The following is a 14835-nucleotide window of genomic DNA, read 5'->3' as shown; positions in this document are numbered from 1 at the left end:
TAAAGGCAAAGTTGTAAATACTTTGCCTTTTTTTTTGAAATTTTTTTAATCATTTAATATTCTGATTTTAAACAAGAAAAGACTTGGATGCCGCGCAAGAAGACAAAACAAAATGAAAAAACCGTAAAAAAAATTAAATTATTTTTACGGTTTTTTTATGGTGCGTATGTTATCAATTTAGCAGTGCTAAAAATTGGCAACTAGATAAGCTAGAAATCAGTTTTTTGAATGCGCAACAGGGTAAGTCCGAAAAAATAATAAAATTCAATGATAAAAAGTAGCCTAAATTTACGGCTTTTGATATCGGACTTTGTTTTTAATAGTACCTAACGGGTAACTCCAAACGCTATTTCATTAGGTTTGGAAACTTGGGGGAGTGTCTGTTTTGACGAGAAGCAGCAGTAGAGAAAGTGGTTGGACAAAACTAACCAGCGTATTTATCGAGAACAACCTGTTTCTGCGCAATTATCTAAAACGATTTTTGCACAGTGAACAAGATATTGAGGATGTTGTTCAAGAGGTGTATATCAAAGCAGCTAAAGCGGAAAGTGAACGCACAGAAGAGCTGGAACACCCAAAAGCGTTTTTATTTACTATTGCTAAGAACTTAGCGATTAATGAGTTAAACCATAAGTCGCATAAACGGACAAGTTATATACAAGATTGCATGGATCACATTAATGAAGATGAAGCACATAGTGCGGAGGCTGAAAATGTCGCCATGGAGTCATTAGGAATTCATTGTGAAGCAATATCAAATTTACCTGAAAAGGGGCGGTTGGTGTATTTATTAAAAAGGGTGCATGGCTTGAAGCACCAAGAAATCGCTGATCGATTGCAGATTTCACTCAGCAGTGTTGAAAAACATTTGAGTATGGCATTGGTTTATTGCAGTGAGTATATTAGAAAACAGGACGTCGATACTCCGATTAGAGATCGAAAAAGTCCATTAAAGCAAGTTCGAGGAAATGAATAATGGTTAAGAAAATCGTTGAATTTCCTGATCAAAATGTGATTGAGCAGGAAGCCGCCGAATGGTTGGTCGCGTTGGATCGCGATGAAAAACCAAGCGCAAAATTGTTGGCTGACTTAACTGACTGGATGGCGCGTAGTAAAGCACACCGCGGCACGTTAATTAAGCTAAATCAATTTATGTCTGATACGTCGCTAACTGATCTAATGGTTCCATTGGAGCATACGGCGCACCAGACAGCGTCTAGTCCTGTGGTAGAAAAAACTTCTTGGTTTGACAAGTTGTTTGCTTGGCCTGTAATGGGTGGCGCATTGGCGAGTTTTGTTGGGGTCATGATGATAGTCTTTATGACAACTCAAACCCCAACTGAGCAGCACCCATATGCAGACACTAATGGCACTTTTATATCTGCTTTAGGTCAACAGCGTAACTTTACCTTGGCCGACGGTTCGGTTATTACGTTAAATTCTAATAGTAAAGTTAATGTCAGCTTTGATGAAAGCACGCGAGATATCCAGTTGGTACGTGGTCAAGCACACTTTGATGTTGCTCATGACAAGCAGATCCCGTTTCGAGTATACGGTGCTCAAGGTCGTGTTGAAGCGGTTGGTACAGCATTTACTGTAAAAGTAAAAGAACAATCGTTAGACGTTTTAGTCACCGAAGGTACAGTCGCAGTTGCTTCAACAGGTAACCCACAATCGTCAGATTTGATTGAAAATATTGAACCAAATTTGGTTGAACTGGGATTATTAACAGCCGGTAAACGAGTTGTAGTAAATACAGTTGCAGAGATTGCTCAGTCATTAAGCGCTGTTAAAGACGCACTTAATGTTGATATTGCCGACATGTCTCGTATGCAAGCATGGCGCGACGGTATGTTAGTCTTTTCTGGTGAAACGCTTGAATATGCCGTCGATGAAATCCGCAACCTAACCGGTTATAAGATTAAGATCGTGGACAGTGAATTAAAATCAATCAAAGTTGCTGGTAGTTTCCAAACTGACGATATTGATTCTATTTTCGCTTCATTGGAGTCTAACTTCCCAATCAGGGTTGCAAAAGTTGGATATCAACAAATAGAGATCATGGCGGCCGACTAATACGCCATTACCGAAGAATGGAAGTCACCCTAATATTTATGTTAGTAGTGACTTCTTTTTTTTTGGCTTTTGGGATATTGTGTGCAACTGCTTTGATCAATGTGTAGTTCAGATTTATTTTGACTTTTTCAATTCAAACCCAAGCTATTTTTCTAGTCTGTGCTGTTCTTTACAGCCAAGTAAGCGTTGCTGAAGACGTTCAACCTAAATCATCTATTAATATTCCCGCTTCAAATTTAGTCGATGCCTTAAATAGCTTTGCGAAACAAACGAATCGCGCATTAATTTATCCTTATCATTTAGCAAGCTCACTTTACGTCGACGGCCTCCAGGGCGAATTCAGTGCATCACAAGCATTACAGCAATTACTGAAAGACACCCCTCTAAAAGGAACCGTGCGGCCTAGTGGTGTCATCCAGATCACTAAGATTCAACCTGTAGTCGTTGAAGAAAAAGCGCCAGTGGTAGTCAAAGGTGAAGTTGAGATTTCACCTGTAGTTGAGGAAATCGAAGTTATCGTCGTTGAAGGTAAAATGTTCGCGATGGACAAGTCGGCCAATTTTAAACGGTTTTCTGATTCTCAAACAGAGCAAATTAGCCAGTCTCAGATTAATCAAATCGCCAAAAGCAATGCCGCAGACGTCGTGCGAAATGTGCCCAGCATATCAACCGATAAAATTTACGGTGGGGGAACCCATGTTTCTGTACGGGGGTTTGGAGCAGAATTTAATAACGTCCTTTATAATGGTCGTGTTATCGCGACGGAAAATCAAGGACGTGAGTTTAGTTTTGATGTGCTTTCCTCAGATGTTATCGAACGGGTCAATGTATATAAATCTCCGTCAACCGACTTAATAGCCGGAAGTATTGGCGCCACGATTAACTTAGTCAGTCCCATGCCCGGTTCTCACTTAGGAACGTATTCTAAGTCAGCGGTAAAACTAGGTTACAGTGAACTTTCCGGTGAGTACTTTCCTGAAATATCCCAGTTATTTAGTTATAACAATGGTGACTACGGTGCGCTAATCTCCATTCAATACCACGAAAAAGATTATCGGTTAGAGTCGGTCAACACAGACGGTTGGATCCCTGTCGATTTGTCTTACTTAGAAGGGCAGAATGATGACTATTCTCGTGTTTACGTGCCGAGGAATTATGATTTTCGTATAGATGAAGGTAAGGAGTCGCGTATTGGAGGAAATATCGTTTTACAGGCGAGCATTACCGATAAAACCCTTTTGACGGCAGACTTATTGTATTCAAAATATGAAGTCGATTCTCATATAAAGTCTTCAGGTAATTGGACTCATGTAAATCCAATTGGTGTTGAGTCAACGTTAGGCGAGTCGTTTCAAAGTGTTCAAGTAGATAATCACAATACGTTGCTAGGTTATCGATATAGAGAAGATGGGGACTTTGCAACCGACTTTGTTGAGCTCAACCGAAACCGACCAACCTCTACTATCCAAATGGGGTTGAACCTTCAACATTTGTTGTCCGATGCGATAGAGTTAACGTTAGATACATCTTACTCAGCTGCCGAAAATAATAATGGTGGTAAACAGCAATTTATTATCGCCGGTGTGCCATTTGCGAATCCGGTTTATCAATTTATCCCCGGTGCTAATTATGCCGAGCTAAGTTATGACCGTGAATTTGGTATCGAAGATATTCGAAGCCATGGCACTATATTTAATGGTGAAAATGTTAAAGATGAAATTTTTCAGACTCGTTTAGACTTACATTGGTTTCCAGACTTTAAATGGTTTAAACAGTTTGATATGGGAATATACCAATCGGCCAGAACCAAGCAAAGAGATGGCTTTCGTTCTCCAAATGGTTGGGAGTTTGCGGGTTATGTGTTTGACATACCGGACGAAATTTTTAGCCCTTTTAATGCGTCAGATTTCATTGATGGCGGCAACCCCACAGATTGGTATTCATTTGACGCTCAAGAGTACGTTGATTACCTATGGTCGGATGAACATATTCAAACGGAAATCATTGACAAAGATCACCCTTTAGCAGATTCGATTTGGGCACTAAAACAAGCAGGTGGTGTAGAACCAGTGCATTACCCTAGCAAATCTTGGCAGGTGGAAGAGCAGTTATTAGAAGGTTATGTCAGTGTCAAATTCCAAGGCGAATCTGCAATGGGAGACTGGAGCGGTAATCTTGGGGTTCGATTTGCCAATACAAAGGTTTTGTCAGAAGGAAATCAGCAGGCCATTAGAAGTATTGAAACAATTGAAGGGGATCCGACAAACTTAATTATGAGTTTTAGTTCTGCTAGTGACATCAGCGAAACTCATAGCTATTCAGAGTTTTTGCCATCGTTTAATGTAAAACTGGCTCTATCTGAGCAAAATGTCTTGAGTTTAGGGTTGTCCAAAACGATGACAAGACCAACCCTAAGTGACTTATCAATTACACTTGGCAATTATATTTCAAGGGTCGGAGCAAGTATCGCTTTTCAAGGTGATGCATACTTAGAGCCTACCTTGTCGAACAACATTGATATCAACTGGAACTATTACTGGGATGCCTATTCGGTATTTGAAATAGCTTACTTTTACAAAGACTTCTCCAATTATTTGTCGAGTAAGGCAGAGTATAGAACCCTACATGATTCGCAGTTTGGAGAATATCTTATTATTTCTCCTACAAATATTGCGGATGAAACCGTCAGCGGTTGGGAGCTCAATGTCGTCAGTAAATTCCATATGTTACCTGGACTATTGCAAGGGCTCGGAGGTCGTTTTAGATATACAGATGTTGAAACCACTGAGCATTTACATGAGCAAAGTAATACGGCGATTCCGGCAATTGAAGGGGCTGCAGACTCTTACGTTGCGGCATTGTTTTACGATTTAGATAATATAAATTTTAATTTAAGCCTATTCCATCGAGACAGTTTTTTGCAGTCCCGCATCGGGTTGCTAGGCGATGTCGTTATGGTTGCAGCAAGAGATCAATTTGATTTTGGAATGAGTTACAAATATGGCAATATCAATGTGTCATTTGACATCTTAAACCTGACTAACGAGCCAGTACGTTCCTACTCTGTCTATGAAGAGCGCCTGATCAATTATATCAACAGTGGTAGTGATTATTCCCTCTCTATGAGTGTTGAGTTTTAACCCGATTTTTGGCTCGAATTCAATCGCACATGCCGCGGACTGAATAAAGTGCTTAGCACAATCAGGCTAAATAACGTCATTAATATCCAAGACCAGAGCCACTCAACCGTCACTCACTCATATTATACCGTTGGCTAAACCCACCAAAAATTACGTCTTTCTCGTTCATACCTTGTTTCATATTAACTAAATTGCAGTTTCAACAACAAAGCAATGTGATACTGGGTAAAGCTCAACAGAGGAATTATGAAAGCAATAAAAATAATAACAATAAACTTAATGATGAGTGCGTTAGTAAGTGCTTACGGATATGCGGCTGATACTCATTTGGAGATATTTCCAGAACAACAAAAACAGCAAGTTAAATTTGGTGCGGACATTAAATTAACCATAAAAAATGTTGCCGAGGGGAACACGTCGAAAGTTATGGATAGATTTATTGAAATGGGAATGGATATGGTTCGTTTGCCATTTTTTCCCATTCGTGATGTCACTGACCCATTCTATGACAAAGTGTTTAAGGTATCTGACATTGCCGAAGATAAAGGACTCATTTTGTTTGTTAGTGTTGCAAATGGCGATGGTGATAAAAATAACTGGCTACACGGGGCGCATAAGTTTTCTGACAAATTGATCTGTCAAAGTAATTGCCCTAAAACATTTTATAATATCAATTTAGCGGCCTATGCAGAGTATATGGATGCGTTTCTTGATCAAATGGCATTGCACGATGCTAAAGTCACGTTTGTCGGGCCATTTAACGAAGACAGAGGTGCGGTAAGCGATTATCAGCAAATCTGGCAACACATGCGCAATAGTGACTTTAAACGCATTGGACCGGAGCTCTGGGGCCTTGGAAATTCGATTATTGATACACCAAAGTTACTTGATCTAGTTGATGTTGTTGGCTCACATTTTTATGATGATTCGGCCAATAAAGTCGCTATTCATGACAGCCAGTGGGCTGCATTAACCGAAGCGGCAAACGGCAAGGAAGTATGGTTCACCGAAGCCACTCGTTTTGAGGCCTCTAACAATGATATGACTAACCTTCGCACGGGTTTAGAGCATATTATCCCGTCTATTCGTGGTGGTGCTGAGCGGGTGATCTTCTATCAAGCGGCTAATCGGTTTGTTTGGTACAACGGTGGTGCACGAGCTTATCGTTTTAGTGGTGTTAAGCAATTCACTAAAAATGCCATTGGAAATGTAGTGGATTCAACCTCGGATGATTATGCCGTTAAAACGGTCAGTTTTTATGAGTCCGGTGTTCTGAAAGTAAATATCACAAATGGCGAATCAACGCCTAAAATTACCTCGGTTAAATTAAAGGGGAACTTTGCCGCGCTAGGAAGCGGTTCACAGATGTTGTGGACAAACGATGTCGAAGCTGGTCTTACGGATATTGCCTTTGATGATTCAAGTTGTTGGACGATGACTGTGCCGGCAAATTCTTATCTGCAATTAAGTGTGCCTGTGGTTGCCTTATCTGCGTCAACTATCGAAGAATGTAGCCATATTGGTCTACCGCAAGATAGTGACTTGCCAGACTTTGACCAAGACGGCATTGCCGATTTTATTGATGAAGATGACGACAACGATTCCGTATTGGACGAATTAGACGAATTTCCATTTGATGCAACCCGCAGTGGTACTCAAGTCGAAGAAACAGAAGAAACAGAAGAAACAGAAGAAACCGTAAGCGAGGAAGTTGAAGCACCGCTAACAGAACAAAAAAGTAGCGGCGGCAGCTTCTCTGGGACATGGGCCTTTCTAATGTTGTTGCTGGTTAGACGTTTCATCAAATAGTGACTTGAATTAGAACCACTTTGGTAGTCTCATGTCTTATTACAAATAGTTGTCAGCTAAAAAATTTATTTTTAATGATAGAAAACGAACAGTATGGACGATTTAGGCCATGAAATAAGTTGTAAATTTAGGTTTGTTTTCCGTATTAAAAGTCGAATTCGTTTTTTTGAGGGCTCAGGCAAATAATAAAAAGAGGCGCTAATATTAGCGCCTCTTTTTTTGCTTTAAAGTTCGTTTGCTATTGATTAATCCACTGTGATTCAAACAATAGGCTTCTAATTAATGCTACGACATCAGTTTACTTTAACTGGCACTTGCAGATGAACGTAAGACTCTGCTGGTACGGTAACTGTCCATTGGGCATTGTTATTTAATGTATAACTGTTTGCTACCCCTTCTGACCCTGTTTCCCATACGGTACGAGTGATTAAACCATCGGTTTTATAATTACTATCCAAATTAATTATTACGCTTTTAGTAACACTGTCAGGGTTAGTAATATTGATACTTACATTGTTACCATCTTTAAAGCTGACTGTTCGAATATCGGCTGTATCCGCTGATGATGCTACAACGTTCCCGGTTGAGTTATTGATAAACTGCTTAAAGGCACTGAATTTATAGGCCACCTTACCGCCGTTATACCAAACTAGGCGGTTTGCCGTCTGATAAACTACAACTCGTTCAACTCCACCTCTAATTGCTGGAATGATATGTTCTAATCCGGCAACGACGTTTTGCATGGTTGAGTTACCACCAACGCTGAGTCTTGTCGACTCGGTAAACCATCCAGGTGTTGTGCCAGTCGCACTTGTGAAGTTTGACCAGAGACTGTCGTGGGTAGAACGGGCAAATTGACCATCATCATAAAAATGCGCACCGGCGATATCAATACGATTTGAAACGTCCGCGTAAGTTGTAGGCGCAACATCTAACGCCCATGATTCAACTCCAATTCGAGAGAAGTCACTGTTGGTCATTTGATCCCATATTTTGCGGTAGTCACTATTGTCGGCTGCGTCTTCATTGTATGGCCCTAAAATGTCGACTTTGGCGTCATTAAGCGCCATGTTTTCGACATAATCGTCAAGGTAGGCCGCATATTTTGTTAAGTTCAGGTTGTATACGTTATAAGCACAATTACAAATAAAAGAGCTGTCGAATTTGTCTGCATGATGCAAATTGTTATTTAAGTCACCGTCTCCATTTGCAACACTAGCAAATATTGTCATGCCCTTATCTTCAGCCTGATCAGCGACGTCATAGACTTTATCGTAAAATACATCGTTAATATCGCGAGTCATATAGATTGGTACTCTGAGCATATCCATACCGAGTTCGATAAAACGGTCTAATACTAAGCTCGTATTACCATCAGCGACGCCTTTCAAAGTCAGTTTAACATCGGCTGCAAATTTAACGCTTTGCTGCACACTACTTGGATCAACCGTGATCTCTGCATCGGCGGCGTTCGCGAATGCTGGCATTAATGCCATCGCAACTGCCGCGTTAATCAGCTTTCTCTTGGTTTTTTTTATCATTGTTACTCATCCTATTGATTGTTTTTATTATTTTTATAAGCACACTGTTAAGTGTCTTTTATTTTTTAAGTGCAAATTTTTATGCACCTAGATCGGTCAACAAAGTGTGTTTCGTCATAAATAAGTGACTCTTTCGATAACATCGCATCCCTGCGCAAATGTATAGGCGAGCACTTTTTATACGAAAAATCCCCACTTAATTTGGATAGATCTGATGTAACAACAAGATAGGAACTAAAAACCGTACAATGTTTGGTTGAAATATGAGCGGAAACGGCGAGGGGAAAAATATTTACGGTTTTTGTTGGATATGTTGTTTTATATTTAATAAAACATTTATAGTTCTTTAAAGTAGAAAATCGTGTTAATAAAAACACTAAACAGGGATAAGAGAGTTAATGCAATGAAACGACATTTGTTATTTTGGACACTTATATTATTTTCTAGCACCGCACTAAGTAAAATAACGGTGCCGCATATTTTTGCTGATCGTATGGTTTTGCAGCAAAAACAACATAACCCAATTTGGGGTAAGGCAACTCCTGGAGCCAAGGTCCATGTATCAATAGCAAACCAAAATTACAAAGTGAAAGCCGATAGCAAAGGCGATTGGCGCGTTAAATTAGCGCCATTGCCTGCTGGTGGACCTTATAAGCTTTCCATCGAAGGTGATTATACTGTACTTGAGATAAGTGATGTATTGGTTGGTGAAGTGTGGTTATGTTCAGGCCAATCGAATATGGAGTGGCGTGTTCAGCACATTAATCACTCTGAAATTGAATTAGCCTCTGCCAATTTCCCAGATATACGTCTGTTAAGCGTACCGAGAGTGGGTATTGATAAACCACAATTTGACGTGGAAACACAGTGGTACAAGACAACTCCTCAGAATGTACGAGATTTTTCTGCAATTTGTTACCTTTATGGTCGTCGATTACATCAAACGCTAAATGTACCTATTGGGTTAATTAAGAATTCATGGGGCGGAACGCCAATCGAAGCATGGATCCCACGAGATGCGCTTGAGAAGAATAATGAATATGAAGAACTACTAGCGCATTGGGACAAGGTAGCGGAAAACTTTGATGAAGATAAATTCAACAAAGACCTTGCTGAATTTCAAGATTGGGTAAAAGCAGGTAAACCAAAAGGTAAAAAACTGAAAAACCCAGCTAATGTATTAACGGGCGGTAAACGACCTGCCAATATATTTAATGGTGTAGTAAACCCGTTTATTGGCTACGGTATCCGTGGCGTTATTTGGTATCAAGGTGAGGCTAATGGCGCTCGCGGTTATCAATACCGTTCTCTATTCCCGCTGCTGATTAATTCGTGGCGTGAGCGTTGGGGTCAGGGCGATTTCCCATTCTATTGGGCTCAATTAGCCGATTTTAGACCAGAAAAAGATACACCTTCAAAATACAGTGACTGGGCTGAGTTGCGTGAAGCGCAAACGATGACACTAAGCCTTCCAAATACAGGTGAAGCAGTAATTTATGATGTCGGCGAAGCGCGAAATATTCACCCTGGCAATAAGCAAGATGTTGCAAATCGTTTAGTACGTCATCCGTTAGCCAAAATTTATGGTTATCCGATGATGGCCGACAGCCCTATGTATAAATCGAGTCGAATTAAAGGAAATAAATTTTTACTAACCTTCAAAAATGTAAAAAGAAAGCTTTATGCACTTGATAAAAATGAAGTGCTTGGTTTTTACATTGCTGGAAAAGACCAACGTTTTGTCCGGGCCACGGCAAAAATTACCGGCAAAAATACGGTTGAAGTTTATAGCAACGAGATTAAAGAACCCGTCGCTGTGAGATATGCTTGGGAAGATAATCCGGTTGTTAATTTATATGACAAAATTGGGTTACCCGTCACGCCATTTCGAACTGATGATTGGCCACTTAAATCAAGAAATGTCAAAAAATAAAAATAAAAATAAAAATAAAAATAAAAATAAAAATAAGTCTGCTCTTTAAAGAGCAGACGCCTATTAAAACTATTATGAAAAAGGTAAGGACAATGAAAAAACATTTATTGGCACTAGCGGTTTTAGCCAATTTGGGGGGCTGTGCAGTAATGGAGACTGCATCAGTAGGCCAGTCCAATGTAGATTGGGCTTCTTCAATTGTAAGCAGTGAAAACGTTGAAATTAAAGACGGGAAAGCGTCGTTAGTGGGAGAATCGGGTACGTTATCAACAGTGGTTTATAAGTCTTCTACTAAAACTCGTTTAGATCAAATTGAAATTAGCCAAGTACCTGTTTGGGACAATTGGCAGGCGGCCGGTAAAATTACGCCAAAATTTGCTAAAGATGCACCGGTTCTAATCCCTGTGAGTGAGGGTAATTATTGGTTGTTATCTAGACATAAAAAACAGCCTAAAACCGGCTATCATGCATGGCACACAACGGACATGAAAAACTGGGTGCATTACGGCCCAATTTCAAATCACGATAACCGTTGGGTGACCTCTGCTGAATACATGGACGGTAAGTTCTACATTTATTTCGACAAGCCAAATGATGAAGATCCACATTTGATCATCGATGAAGATTTAACCGATGGCAAACAAGGCAAAGTTGTAGGTAAGGTTTTTGAAGACCCAACACATGGTTCTGACATGTCGATATTTCGTGATGATGACGGCTTATTTCATTTAATCTATGAAGACTGGAGCCCAGTAGATCCAAGCAAACACGCGTGGGATTCACCGTTGGCTGGCCATGCAGATAGCCCAGACGGGATCAATGGCTTTGAACCTCATGAATATGTGGCGCCAATCGACCAAAGAACAACGGCAACAGGTCGTATCTTGCCTTATAAACCGCATCCTAATCAACTAGAGTTTGGCCGTGATCCAACGCCATATACTTATGAAGAGCACGAAGGGCCACAGGACGCTTTTGGTGACTACACAATGATTAAAGTGGGTGGCCATTATTATTTATTCTGCGATTATGACCCTCATGATGAAAATAAAAGCATGCGTGTAGGACGCTGGCGTACTGACGATATTACTAAAGAGTTTGTGTGGGACGGCGAAGTCGGTGAAGGATTTCATCCAGACCCAACCGTTGGTTTTGCCGAAGGTAAGTTTTACTTGTTAGTTCAACGTTCTGGCACTGACTTTATCAGTGACGGTCCATGGATTGATGGCGTAAACGTGCGTGCTGGTGTGGATACCGACAATGACGGTAAGGTGGATCAATGGACACCTTTCACTAAAGTTAAAGAGACTTACAAAGCTAAAGAAGGGTTTACTCGGGTCGTTGAGAGTACACCTGCGGCGTTAGATGTATCTAGTTTACCGGCGGGTTATCAGGTAACTCTTGAGTTTAAACTGTCTAAACATAACGACCAAAGCCCTACTATAAACGGCGTTAAAGTGACTGCACTGTAGTACAAAGTTGTTTTAACTGCTTTAAGTAAAAGCACGCTGCAACATTGCGTTGCAGCGCAATAAACAGACTTGGTTTGTGACTTTCAAAATGTGACAAACCAAGTTTTTATGTACTACGATTTTTCTTAAAACAGCAACCGTTATCATTCGCCAAAGCTGTTTATAAATTGCGTGGCCGGACCGATTGGCTAGGTGTTCTTCCGCACCGATGCCATAACTTGTACATCTTAAAAATTAGAAAAGGCACAATACCGATATGACATTCCAAAAAAGTGCAATTCATAAAACTTGCTTGCGACTATTTATTCTCAGCTGTGTCATGCCCTTAGCTCTTTGTAACAACACGGCTCTAGCTCAATCCAAAACATCAGAATCTACTCCACAACCGCCTAATATTGTTTACATTCTTGCTGACGATATGGGATACGGTGATGTTGGTGCTTTTGGTCAAACAAAACTCAAAACCCCCTATATAGACAGCCTAGCGAAACAGGGCATTAAATTTACTCAGCATTATTCAGGTTCTACTGTGTGTGGGCCGTCGCGAGCTAGCTTAGTTACAGGCTTACACACTGGGCACAGCCCAATCCGTGGCAATCCAAAATGGACAGCCTCAGGTAAAGCGGTAAGCCTTAAAAAGGAAGACTTAACCATTGCTGAAATGTTGAAAACGGCCGGATATCGTACTGCTGCGATTGGTAAATGGGGACTAAGTGAAAGTACCGATGTTAGTGATTATGAAATTGACCCTGCGATGCCTAATCAGCAGGGATTTGATTACTTTTTTGGCTATAAGTACCATCGTGATGCGCACTATTATTACTGGAATAAACTTTGGAAAAACAATACGCCATACTATTTTTCAGCGAATATTCCTGAGGAAAACCAAGGGCAATATACTCACGACCTATTTACTCAAGAAGCGTTATCTTATGTTGGCAATGCCAAACCAGATAAGCCGTTTTTCTTATATTTGGCCTACACCATTCCTCATGCGCCACTAACTGTACCTGAAGACTCACAATTAGAATATCGCGACCTAGGTTGGCCTAAACGCAAGATGAATACCAAAGGGCATTATAAACACGATGCCGAAGGTAATGTTTCTTATGCTGGCATGATCACTCGGATGGATCGAGATGTTGGAAAAATAGTCGAATTACTTAAACGCCGAGGCTTGGACAAAAATACCTTAGTCATATTTACCTCAGATAATGGCCCGGATTCGGGGAACAACTGGTTTAATAGTAATGGCGACTTAAAAGGTAAAAAACGAGACTTATATGAAGGCGGAATAAGAGTGCCTATGATTGCCTATTGGCCAGAAACGATTGCGCCTAATACTGAAAGTCATCATATATCGGCGTTCTGGGACATTATGCCAACTTTTTGTCAATTGGCGGGTGTTGCACAATGTCCGGCAAACGATGGAATTTCATTTGTTCCTTCACTCTTAGGAAATACCAAACAACAGCAAGAGCATGACTATCTATATTGGGAATTTAATGAGCGTAAAGGCCCAATTCAGGCGGTTCGTGCTGGCAATTGGAAGTTGCTTCGAAAGCTAAATAAAACACCGGAGTTATACGACCTAAGCAAAGATATTGGCGAGACGACAAATGTCGCAAGTGCGAATCCGCAAATTGCTAAACGACTTGAAAATTATATGGACTCTGCACGAACCGAACACCAGGAGTTCCCACTTAGACAGATGATCCACGCCAGTAAAAGAAAAAAATAAGCATAGGCTCACAAATACCAAACAAAAAACGTCATCCCCGTAGCTTGTAAAGTTAGGCAGCCTCGGCGATATTAGGGATCTCCAACCAAGTGCAGAGGAATGTCATAATTCGCTTTGCAGGCTGCGCCTTTCTTTGCCTTGCAGGCGGCTATTTCGACTGCGTCGACCATACTGGCGCGGGGCTTGAAGTTTTCTTTGCCTTGCAGGCGGCTATTTCGACTACGTCGACCATACTTTTTGCAACAGCCCCAAAAGTAGGCAAAAAGACCGCTTTCGGCTAAATCCCTAATCCTTATTTGATATTTATATTATCGTCGAAGACGGAATGTACGCACATCCCTATGCACATTCCTTGCAACGGCGTCCCTGCCGTTCACTTCGAGATAAAAATCTCACCTAAGGGGGATTTAGACGAAGTTATATGTAGCCTGAACTTTAGGTGTGATAAAACGTTTTTTTAGAAAAACCGTCATTCCAATTAAACAGAAAAACCGTCATCCCCGTAGCTTGTAAAGTTAGGCAGTCTAAGCGATATTAGGGAGCTCCAACCAAGTGCAGAGGAATCACATAATTTGCCCTAAATTGGCTCATAAGTTCAGAACAAAAACCATCATCCCAAAAGAGTCTAAGCGATATTAGGGATCTCCAACCAAGTGCAGAGGAATGTCATAATTCGCCCTAAATTAGCTCACAATAACCAGAACAAAAAACGTCATCCCAAAAGAGTCTAAGCGATATTAGGGATCTCCAACCAGGTGCAGAGGAAATTACAAAATTCAGCAGCTCTGACCCCATGAAAGTAGAGGAATGTCATAATTCGCTTTCAACTGGCTCACAATAACCAGAACAAAAAAACGTCATCCCCGTAGCTTGTAAAGTTAGGCAGGCTAAGCGATATTAGGGATCTCCAACCAAGTGCAGAGGAAATTACAAAAATCAGCAGCTCTGACCCCATGAAAGTATGACCCCACAACACCTACTATGCGGGATAAAACTAATGGCTTAGTTTTATCCCGCATAGTAGGTGTTGTGGGGTTGGTGTTTACTTACTTACTTACTTACTTACTTACTTACTTACTTACTTACTTACTTACTTACTTACTTACTTACTTACTTACTTACT

General features: G+C 40.7%; 8 protein-coding genes. 7 read left to right on the top strand and 1 reads right to left on the bottom strand.

Translation table 11 applies throughout. The annotated features are described in order from the left end of the window. The first annotated feature begins 376 nt into the window (after positions 1–376). The 4 genes from Q4575_RS18080 (at position 377) to Q4575_RS18065 (ending at position 7025) form a co-directional block, all read left to right on the top strand. Positions 377–976 (top strand): RNA polymerase sigma factor, encoded by a 600-nt coding sequence (locus tag Q4575_RS18080; protein WP_215964402.1) that lies wholly within the window; start codon positions 377–379, stop codon positions 974–976. Further along, positions 976–2076: a FecR domain-containing protein gene (locus tag Q4575_RS18075; protein WP_215964403.1), complete on the top strand. Its 1101-nt coding sequence runs from the start codon at positions 976–978 to the stop codon at positions 2074–2076. Before Q4575_RS18080 ends, Q4575_RS18075 begins: the two co-directional genes overlap by 1 nt. Before the next feature lie 119 nt (positions 2077–2195). After that, positions 2196–5216: a TonB-dependent receptor gene (locus Q4575_RS18070; protein WP_303523741.1), complete on the top strand. Its 3021-nt coding sequence runs from the start codon at positions 2196–2198 to the stop codon at positions 5214–5216. 246 nt (positions 5217–5462) lie between these two features. Beyond that, on the top strand, positions 5463–7025 hold the full coding sequence (locus tag Q4575_RS18065; protein ID WP_303523740.1) for a hypothetical protein: 1563 nt from the start codon (positions 5463–5465) through the stop codon (positions 7023–7025). Between the two features lie 293 nt (positions 7026–7318). Here Q4575_RS18065 and Q4575_RS18060 read toward each other — a convergent pair whose 3' ends face one another. Beyond that, positions 7319–8566, bottom strand: a complete 1248-nt coding sequence (locus tag Q4575_RS18060; RefSeq protein WP_303523739.1) for a hypothetical protein — start codon at positions 8564–8566, stop codon at positions 7319–7321. 403 nt (positions 8567–8969) lie between these two features. Between Q4575_RS18060 and Q4575_RS18055 the strand changes: the two genes are divergently transcribed. From Q4575_RS18055 to Q4575_RS18045, 3 genes are all read left to right on the top strand, one after another. Beyond that, positions 8970–10499, top strand: a complete 1530-nt coding sequence (locus Q4575_RS18055; RefSeq protein ID WP_303523738.1) for a sialate O-acetylesterase — start codon at positions 8970–8972, stop codon at positions 10497–10499. Between the two features lie 92 nt (positions 10500–10591). Beyond that, positions 10592–11971: a hypothetical protein gene (locus tag Q4575_RS18050; protein WP_303523737.1), complete on the top strand. Its 1380-nt coding sequence runs from the start codon at positions 10592–10594 to the stop codon at positions 11969–11971. A gap of 319 nt (positions 11972–12290) precedes the next feature. Beyond that, positions 12291–13712 carry an arylsulfatase gene (locus Q4575_RS18045; RefSeq protein ID WP_303523736.1) on the top strand — a complete coding sequence of 474 codons (1422 nt, stop codon included), beginning with the start codon at positions 12291–12293 and terminating at the stop codon, positions 13710–13712. Positions 13713–14835 lie beyond the last annotated feature (1123 nt).

Origin of the sequence: Psychrosphaera sp. 1_MG-2023, assembly GCF_030548245.1 — a bacterium.
Classification (GTDB): domain Bacteria; phylum Pseudomonadota; class Gammaproteobacteria; order Enterobacterales; family Alteromonadaceae; genus Psychrosphaera; species Psychrosphaera algicola.
This window is presented reverse-complemented; position numbering and strand designations above follow the sequence as displayed.

Bases quoted from the DNA above. Each gene is read 5' to 3' on its own strand.
- Q4575_RS18075 (WP_215964403.1), top strand. From the start codon at position 976: ATGGTTAAGAAAATCGTTGAATTTCCTGATCAAAATGTGATTGAGCAG.
- Q4575_RS18065 (WP_303523740.1), top strand. From the start codon at position 5,463: ATGAAAGCAATAAAAATAATAACAATAAACTTAATGATGAGTGCGTTA.
- Q4575_RS18060 (WP_303523739.1), bottom strand. From the start codon at position 8,566: ATGATAAAAAAAACCAAGAGAAAGCTGATTAACGCGGCAGTTGCGATG.
- Q4575_RS18055 (WP_303523738.1), top strand. From the start codon at position 8,970: ATGAAACGACATTTGTTATTTTGGACACTTATATTATTTTCTAGCACC.
- Q4575_RS18050 (WP_303523737.1), top strand. From the start codon at position 10,592: ATGAAAAAACATTTATTGGCACTAGCGGTTTTAGCCAATTTGGGGGGC.
- Q4575_RS18045 (WP_303523736.1), top strand. From the start codon at position 12,291: ATGCCCTTAGCTCTTTGTAACAACACGGCTCTAGCTCAATCCAAAACA.